This window comes from Phenylobacterium sp. (assembly GCF_044372605.1).
Taxonomy (GTDB): domain Bacteria; phylum Pseudomonadota; class Alphaproteobacteria; order Caulobacterales; family Caulobacteraceae; genus Phenylobacterium.
This window is the reverse complement of sequence record NZ_JBILRO010000175.1, coordinates 1-7,306: the sequence shown is the minus strand read 5'-3', so window position 1 is coordinate 7,306 and position 7,306 is coordinate 1. Positions and strand designations below refer to the sequence as shown.

Annotated in this window: 10 protein-coding genes; 1 reads left to right on the top strand and 9 read right to left on the bottom strand. The window is 65.5% G+C overall.

The genetic code is table 11. The features are described from left to right. The 3 genes from ACIQ42_RS13445 to ACIQ42_RS13435 all read right to left on the bottom strand — a co-directional run. On the bottom strand, window positions 1-332 hold a 332-nt coding region (locus ACIQ42_RS13445; protein WP_397422727.1), incomplete at its 3' end, for a hypothetical protein. A 4-nt stretch (window positions 333-336) separates the two neighbouring features. Beyond that, a complete protein-coding gene (locus ACIQ42_RS13440; protein WP_397422726.1) occupies window positions 337-1,479 on the bottom strand; it encodes an L-lactate dehydrogenase in 1,143 nt (380 codons plus the stop codon). Window positions 1,480-1,536: 57 nt separating this feature from the next. Then, entirely contained in the window at window positions 1,537-2,268 is a 732-nt protein-coding gene (locus ACIQ42_RS13435) for a hypothetical protein (RefSeq protein ID WP_397422725.1), read from the bottom strand. Between the two features lie 172 nt (window positions 2,269-2,440). Here ACIQ42_RS13435 and ACIQ42_RS13430 point away from each other — a divergent pair, with 172 nt between their 5' ends. Then, window positions 2,441-2,773, top strand: a complete 333-nt coding sequence (locus tag ACIQ42_RS13430; RefSeq protein ID WP_397422724.1) for a hypothetical protein — start codon at window positions 2,441-2,443, stop codon at window positions 2,771-2,773. On the opposite strand, the gene ACIQ42_RS13425 is transcribed toward ACIQ42_RS13430, so the two are convergent. The 6 genes from ACIQ42_RS13425 to ACIQ42_RS13400 all read right to left on the bottom strand — a co-directional run. Continuing rightward, window positions 2,770-3,444: a cytochrome b/b6 domain-containing protein gene (locus ACIQ42_RS13425; protein ID WP_397422723.1), complete on the bottom strand. Its 675-nt coding sequence runs from the start codon at window positions 3,442-3,444 to the stop codon at window positions 2,770-2,772. The genes ACIQ42_RS13430 and ACIQ42_RS13425 overlap by 4 nt on opposite strands. A 2-nt stretch (window positions 3,445-3,446) precedes the next feature. Beyond that, on the bottom strand, window positions 3,447-3,944 hold the full coding sequence (locus ACIQ42_RS13420) for a c-type cytochrome (protein WP_397422722.1): 498 nt from the start codon (window positions 3,942-3,944) through the stop codon (window positions 3,447-3,449). A 97-nt stretch (window positions 3,945-4,041) separates the two neighbouring features. Further along, window positions 4,042-4,602 (bottom strand): sugar transferase, encoded by a 561-nt coding sequence (locus ACIQ42_RS13415; protein WP_397422729.1) that lies wholly within the window; start codon window positions 4,600-4,602, stop codon window positions 4,042-4,044. Window positions 4,603-4,642: 40 nt separating this feature from the next. Next, complete coding sequence (locus tag ACIQ42_RS13410; RefSeq protein ID WP_397422720.1) at window positions 4,643-5,113, bottom strand: hypothetical protein; 471 nt, start codon at window positions 5,111-5,113, stop codon at window positions 4,643-4,645. A gap of 72 nt (window positions 5,114-5,185) precedes the next feature. Then, complete coding sequence (rlmJ, locus tag ACIQ42_RS13405; RefSeq protein WP_397422719.1) at window positions 5,186-6,058, bottom strand: 23S rRNA (adenine(2030)-N(6))-methyltransferase RlmJ; 873 nt, start codon at window positions 6,056-6,058, stop codon at window positions 5,186-5,188. Between the two features lie 340 nt (window positions 6,059-6,398). Further along, window positions 6,399-7,306, bottom strand: a 908-nt coding sequence (locus ACIQ42_RS13400) for a TonB-dependent receptor domain-containing protein (RefSeq protein WP_397422718.1), incomplete at its 5' end; no start/stop codon positions are given.

The following is a 7,306-nucleotide window of genomic DNA, read 5'->3' as shown; positions in this document are numbered from 1 at the left end:
CAGGCCAGCAGAACCACGCCTGCCAGGACTACCGCATGGCGGCCCTGCCGTTGCGCCAGCAGGAACAGACTGACCGCAACGGTCGTCACGGCGACCAGTGTCGTGCCGCCCAGCGCTGTCAGATCGCGCACGGCCTCCTCGATGCCACGCGAGCCGACCGGATCACCCAGACCACCGGGTCCACGCAGCGCCAGCAACAGATCGCGATCCAGCGCCTCCAGCACCCCGGTCAGCATAGCCGCGCCCAGGCCAAGGAACGCCAGCAACGACGTAGCCATCACGATCAGGCCCCACCGCGTGCGGGAGGTCATACGCTTTGAAAGGATGGTCATGCGCTCAGAGTCGATCCAGCAAACCCGGCCCGGCCTCGCGGACCGATTTACACCCTGTCAAAACCATGGCGACCGCCAGTTCCGCGCTGAGGATCTCCAGCATCCGCGTGACCTGCGCCTCGCCTCCTGCGCCCAGCGCCCAGGCCCAGGGACGTCCCACGAAACAGGCTTTCGCCCCCAGCGCCATGGCCTTCAGAACATCCAGCCCGGAACGTATACCACCATCCATGTAGACCTCGAGATCGGCGCCCACCGCGTCCACGATCCGCGGCAGCGCCTCCACGGACGACACCACTCCATCGAGTTGCCGGCCGCCATGATTGGACACCACCAGCCCCTGGGCGCCCGCCTTGACCGCATCTCGCGCGTCGTCCGGATCCAGCACCCCCTTGATCACGATTGGTCCATCCCAGACCTCACGCACCCAGTCCAAGTCCTTCCAGGTGACAGACCGGTCGAAATTCCGGCTGATCCAGCCCAGAAAGTCGGTGACGCGTCGGCCGTCTCCAACCGCGCCCTGAACAGAGCCCAGCGTGTGCGGCCGCCCGTGCATGAACAGGTCCCAGGTCCAGGCCGGGTGGGTCATCCCGTCCCGAAGCTGGGTCAGGGTCTGGCGTAGCGGCGAGGCGCCGGTGAAACCCGAGCGTCGGTCCCGATATCGCGCGCCCGGAACCGGCAGATCTACCGTGAACACAAGCACAGGACAGCCCGCAGCCTTGGCCCGTCCCAGCAGCTCGCGCATGTAGCCGCGATCCTTGAGCATGTAGAGCTGGAACCATGGAGCCGTCCCGGTCGAGGCCACTTCCTCGATGGAGCACACGCCCACCGTCGACAGGCAGAACGGCACACCGGCAGCCGCAGCCGCACGCGCAGCCTGCGTCTCGCCGCGATGCGCATACATCCCGGCCATGCCTACCGGCGCCAGACCCACCGGAATTCTGAGGTGCTGACCAAGGGTTTCGACCGAGGTGTCCAGCTTGCTCATGTCGCGCATCACACGCTGGCGCAGCGCAATGGCCTCCATGTCCGTCACATTCCGGCCGAGGGTGACCTCAGCGTATGAGCCGCCGTCGATGTACTCGAAGAAGATGTTGGGCAGCCGCCGCCGGGCCATCTCCCGAAAATCCGAGACCGAAGCCGCCTTCATGGACACATCCTTCCCTTACGCCCCATTTCTGGAACTCCGGGCCCTGTGAAGCAAGGCTCAGGCGGCGACCGGGGGCCGGGGCGGCATCATGATCCAGACCTGATGCGCACGAGCCAGGATCTGACCTTCGGCGTTGATCAACGCGACCCCGGCCGTCTCCTTGCGACCCTCCCGTGCAATCGGCCAGGCCAGGACGATGTAGTCCTCGCCCACCCGGGGTGGCGTCAGGATCTCGCCGGTCATGGTGCCCAGCAAGGCGCCGTGACGGCCTTCCTTCTCGATCCAGGCGAAGAAACCGGGGCAGTCCAGGGCAGCCCACACAACTTCGGGCGGAATCAGGCCATCAGCTCCGCCGAACGCCGCGTGCGGCGTCCAGACGCAGGCCAGGACGCCCGGTTCAGCACCTGCCAGCTGGCCAGGAAACACCCGCAGGCCATCCCCCTCCTCGCGCTCATTGCTGCAGGTGAAGCATGGCGGGTGAACGCGGTTTGCGTGGCCAAAGTAGCCCGCGCTGGCCGCCCGCGCCGCCGCCAGTGTCGGAATCACTGGCGCATCAGGGATCGGCTGCGTCGCCGCCGCCCCCGTTCCAATCACCGCATCCTCCGGGCCCAGCAGGCGGTTGCCCGTGGGGCCAGTCTCGAACTCCAGAGCCTCATCCAGCGGCACCGGCGCGCGGATCATCGCCGTGACAGGACCCTCAAGGCCTCTTGCCAGCAAACCACAGACATATCCGCCGTTGCCGGAATTGGGGGGGCCGCGGAACTGGCGGTCAATCACGATGGTGCTCAAGAGGTGGCTCGCTGGCGGAATTCGACGGTATTCCTGCGGCTTTCACACCACGCCGCAGCGTCATGAAAGCAAAAACCACCAACGCGGCGTTGGACGGCGCGCACGGTCGCGCTAAAGGCAGGGATCAACCGCTGTCCGCGGAATCGGCAGGACACCTTCGACGGAGACTATCTTGAGCGATCTGATCGAACGACCCTGGGCCCTGATGCGCCACCATGCGGGCTGGGCCGACGTCTTCCACGTCGACAGCGAGACCGCTGATTCCATCACCGGCTTTTATCCGGATCGCGAAGCCGTAGGACCGCCGGTGAACTATTCCACTCGCGCGGTGCTGGCGCGCTACCCGACCCTTGAGGCTGCCCGCGCCGCTCGTGAGGGCGCTGTGTCTGAATGGCGCAAGCACGACGCCGCTGTGCGTGAAGCGGAAGTCCAGCTTCGCGACGCCGAGAAGATGCGCGAGGACGCCTGGCTCAATTCCCTGCGCGACGCTGCCGCGCGCAGCTAGAGTCTCAGTCCCTTTGATATGAACCAGGCGATGGCCCCTGCCAGGGCCACGCCGAGCGCCAGCCGCCAGAGAGGCGCGCGCGCCAGCCCCGGGTCGACGGGCAGCCACCGAAAACCGGTGATCATCGGTCCGATCAGGTTCGTACGCTTCCACACCAGATAGAAGACGACCGCCGCGACGTGAAGCGCCACAAGCGCCTGCAGGCCACGGAAGCTCAGCTCGTGAAAATCGGCAAGGCGCCGGCCCTGATCGAAACTGACCATGTGCGACAACGGCCCGCCCTGATAGGCATCCACATCCACGGCGAACAGGCCGGTGGTTACCTGCACCGCCAACAACCCAAGAAGCGCCAGAATGCTGAGCGCGCCCAGCGGATTATGCCCCGCAGTCACTGACGGCGTGCGCGCAGACACCGTCTTGAGATAGGCGAGTGTCGCCCGAGGGCCGCGAACGAAGCTCGCAAACCGGCCAGCTGCGCCGCCGGCAAACCCCCAGTAGATCCGGAACAGCAGTAGCCCGACCACGCCGTAGCCGCTCCACTGATGCCAATCCAGGTGATCCTCAGACGCCCACCATGAGAAGCCGATCAACGCCACCAACAGCCAGTGGACGATCCGAACCGGACCGTCCCAAAGCCTGACCTTCACGCCTTCGGGCGGCGCTTGCGGCATCCTTAGCTCTTCTTTTCGAGCCGGTATTTGTCGTGGCAAGCCTTGCAGGACCCGCCCGTCGCACGAATCTGGGCGCGGACTGCGTTCATATCGCCCGAGATCGCCGCCTGGTTCAGTTTGGAAACCTGCAGCTGGGAGGCCGCAGCCGCCGCCGAGAATCCTGCCGCATCGGTCCAGATATTGGCCTTGGCTTCGCTCTTGGCCCGGGCTTCTACGCCACTGCCGCGCGGGAACCAGGTGGGCAATGCGGTCGCCAGCGTATTCATCGTCTTCGTTGCGCTCGTCACTACGGCCTTGTTCGGTTCACTCTTCTTGGTTTCGTCGATGACCGTCTTGAAGGCCTCACCCAGCTTCTCGAAATTCTCGTGCCGCATATTCGCGGCCTTGGCGCCCGGTGACGCTACGGCTTTGGTCGCCGGCTGGCTATTGGCCACGGTCCCCCCCGCGGCGATCGCCACGCCGATCCCCATTGCCACGGCCAAAACCGCGCCCTTGCTCATGAATACTGCCATGGTGTCTGCTTTCCGGATCCCTGTGGGTGGGTGCAGATTGAAGGCGTCATCCCTTGTGCGTCAACGGATTCCGTGTCGCATTCGTTCAGTGGCTCACGCCCCGCCCGGAAAGCGCCGCGCGCAGGGTGGCCGCGACTATCCTCAGGTCAAAGGCCAGTGAACCCCGTACGAGATACTCCGCATCGAGCCGCACCTTCTCCGGTATCGGCAGGTCGTCGCGACCGTTCACCTGCGCCCAACCCGTCACACCCGGCCTCAATCGATCCACGCCAGCCTGGGTACGCAGTGCGATCAGATCGTCCTGGTTGAACAGTGCGGGCCTTGGCCCCACCAGACTCATGTCTCCAACCAACACGCTCCAAAGTTGGGGCAACTCATCCAGACTGGTCCTCCGCAGCACCCGCCCGATCCGCGTGACCCAACGTTGAGGATCCTCCAGCAGGTGCGTCGCTACGTCCGGGGTTTCGGTCCGCATCGATCGGAACTTCGGCATGAGGAACAGCCGGTTTCCCCGCCCGACCCGCCTGGACCAGTGGAGCGCCGGACCTGCGCTATCCAGTCGCACGGCGAGGGCCAGCGCCAGGAGCACGGGCCAGCCCACGGCCAACCCTGCGAGCGCTACGATGATGTCCAGGATACGCTTCAGCACGCGGCGTTGTTAACGCGCCGGGAGCATCGGCGCCACGTCAGGCTTCAAGGTCGGGTACGACGGTCGCGGCCTTCCGGGCCCGAAGCTTCAGGCGCGGAACCGATTCCGGGACCGGGGCCAATTCCGCGACCGTCTCGGCGACCGGTTCCGCGGCCCCCTGTTGCAACGGCTGTGGCTCCGGTTCTGGCAGCATCTCAATCACAGATTCGGCCGTAACAGTGGGCAGCTCAGGTTCCGGAAGCTGCGCCACCTCCGGCAGATCGGCCGCAACGTCGGCCACCGCCTCGATGACCTCCAAAGGCGGCTGAACTTCCGCCGGTGTCAGGGGTGTCGCGCCTGCGAACACGGCCTCCAGATTGACCGGGCGGGTCCATCGCGTCGCGTACCAGAAGGCTACCCCGCCCATGGCGACGGCGCTGTAGTAGGCCCAAAGCGGTGACATCGCGCTCATCATCACGGCAGAACTGATCCGTGAATGGGAACGGTTGAAGGCCTCGAGGTTTGACATGGATCAGGGTCTCCACAGCGGATGAAATTGTGCGCTGCAGCATAACGCGCGAAAAACGACGTGGATGCGAAACTATTGTGGCGAGAGCGAATAAACACGTGCCGCGCCGCCAGCGCCCAGAGATTGCGCAACCCAGCTGCAGATCGCCTCCAGCGGCGCCTCAAGACCCGCGACGTCTACCAGAACCAGAGCGCAGCCGTTCATCCTCATCGGGTCGGTCAGGGGGCGGATGCGGGTCTCCGCCACCAGCATTGGAGCTGCGAGGTGATCCTCGAGATCGCGAAGGAACGCGTCCAGCGTCTCCAGGTCCTTGATCGGCAACCAGACCAACGCCTGAGCGGCGCGATTGCGCCGACGCAACGCAACGAGGGTGTCAACAATCCGCCCATAGTCGTCGGGCTTCTCGAACGGAGGATCGATCAGAGCCAACACCCGCCCATGGGTCGGGCATTGTGGAACCACCGTCGCATAGCCATCGCCGCAGATGGTCCGAATATTCTGCCGCCCTCGCAGCGCCACCCGGAGCGCATCATGCTCTTGGGGGTGCATCTCGCAGGCGATGTAGGCGTCAGCGGGCCGCAGAGCCTCGGCGATGAGCCAGGGCGAGCCGGGATAGCGCCTGACCTCGCCTTCGTCGTTCAGCGCGCCCACCGCCCGGACCAGCCCGGTGAATTCGGGCGGCGCAACTGAAGCCGCCATCAATCGCAGGATGCCGGCCTGCGCCTCGCCCGACTTCAGAGCCTCGGTCCCGGCCAGGTCGTAGAGGCCCCGCCCCGCATGGGTATCGATCACCGTTAACGGCCCGCCCGACGCCACCAGTTTGCGGATGATGCAGATCAGCGCCGCATGTTTCACCAGATCGGCGAAGTTCCCGGCATGGAAGGCGTGGCGATAGTTCAAGGGCGACCTGGAGTTTGTGCAGTTCGGGCCATAGCACGTTGGCATCTACAGCGCCGCATTCCGCAAGCGGCTGGTAAAACATGCGAAAACGCATAACGGATCTGTGAAATCGGGTATCTGTGCAGTGCTCAGATTGCGCTATATCGATGTTGTCAACACGGACAGCCCCGCTCCCCCGGGGTTCTTCGCAGAAACCACAAGGTGTGTGTCATGACTTTCACTAGCTTCGAACGCGCGCTTGACCGCTTCGCGCCGGCCTTTCTGATGGCGCTTGGCCTGATCGCCGCCTTCGGTTCGGCCAGCCTGGGCGCATGACCGCCCGAGCCCCAGCTGCCTCTCGGATGAGGGCCCCTCGCGGATCCTTTTTCGTGCGCGGACGTTGCCGTCACCGCCGCAAGCTGAAGCCGAGGCGCACAGTTCGCGGGGCGGCAAAACTCTCTACGCCATCTGCCGTTTCGCCGACTTCAAGCTTTGCATCGAGCAGATTCTCAGCCGCCACGTAGACCTCGGCGTCCTGGCGGAGCGCCCAGCTGGCGCGAACGTCAAGCTGCATGCCAGGGCTGAGCCGACGGGTGTTCAGGTCGTCTTCCCACCGAGCGCTTTCGTAACGCAGATCGCCCGACAGGTTGACCGCCGCGGCAGGACGGACTTCAAGCCCGCCCGTCAGCGTCCACTTCGGTGTCTGGGCCGGTCGCAGCCCATCGAGTTGCCGGGCGCGAGGGCCGCCACGGACCTCGGCGTCGGTGTAGGCCACGGCCGCCCGCCAGGAGGCGACGGAGCCGATGTCGCCGGAGGTCTCGGCTTCTACACCCCAGGCATTGATTTCACCGGCGTTCTGGCGCTGGCGAAGCGTGCCGCCGGCCGGAATGAATCCCGCCGCAGGAAACGTCCCCGGGCCTCGCCCGATCGTGACATTGGTGATTGGGTCGCTCAGGCGATTGAGAAAGACGTTCGCGCTCCAGCGGAATGCGCCCTCCCCTCCCAGGCCAGCCTCAAAGCCCTGCAGGGTCTCCGGCTTCAGCGACGCGTTGGCTTCGGTGATGTCGTTGCCCACCCGGAAGGGCCGGTGCAGCTCATTCAGGGTCGGCGGGCGGAACCCGACATATCCCGCACCGCGCAGATAAAGCGCCTCCGAAACGCCATAGCGCAGGCCAATACGGCCAGTTGGCGTGGCGTCCGTACGGTCCGGCGAGCGCTGGTTCAAGGTGAGCACACCGGTGGCGATGTCTCGCTCGTCGCGCAGGGCTGCGTACGCGCGGGACCGGTCCAGCCGTACGCCGGCGGACGCCAGCC

Excerpts from the sequence above, each read along its gene's own strand:
- ACIQ42_RS13440 (WP_397422726.1), bottom strand. The coding sequence starts at position 1,479 with ATGAAGGCGGCTTCGGTCTCGGATTTTCGGGAGATGGCCCGGCGGCGG.
- rlmJ (WP_397422719.1), bottom strand. The coding sequence starts at position 6,058 with ATGCCAACGTGCTATGGCCCGAACTGCACAAACTCCAGGTCGCCCTTG.
- ACIQ42_RS13425 (WP_397422723.1), bottom strand. The coding sequence starts at position 3,444 with ATGCCGCAAGCGCCGCCCGAAGGCGTGAAGGTCAGGCTTTGGGACGGT.
- ACIQ42_RS13420 (WP_397422722.1), bottom strand. The coding sequence starts at position 3,944 with ATGAGCAAGGGCGCGGTTTTGGCCGTGGCAATGGGGATCGGCGTGGCG.
- ACIQ42_RS13410 (WP_397422720.1), bottom strand. The coding sequence starts at position 5,113 with ATGTCAAACCTCGAGGCCTTCAACCGTTCCCATTCACGGATCAGTTCT.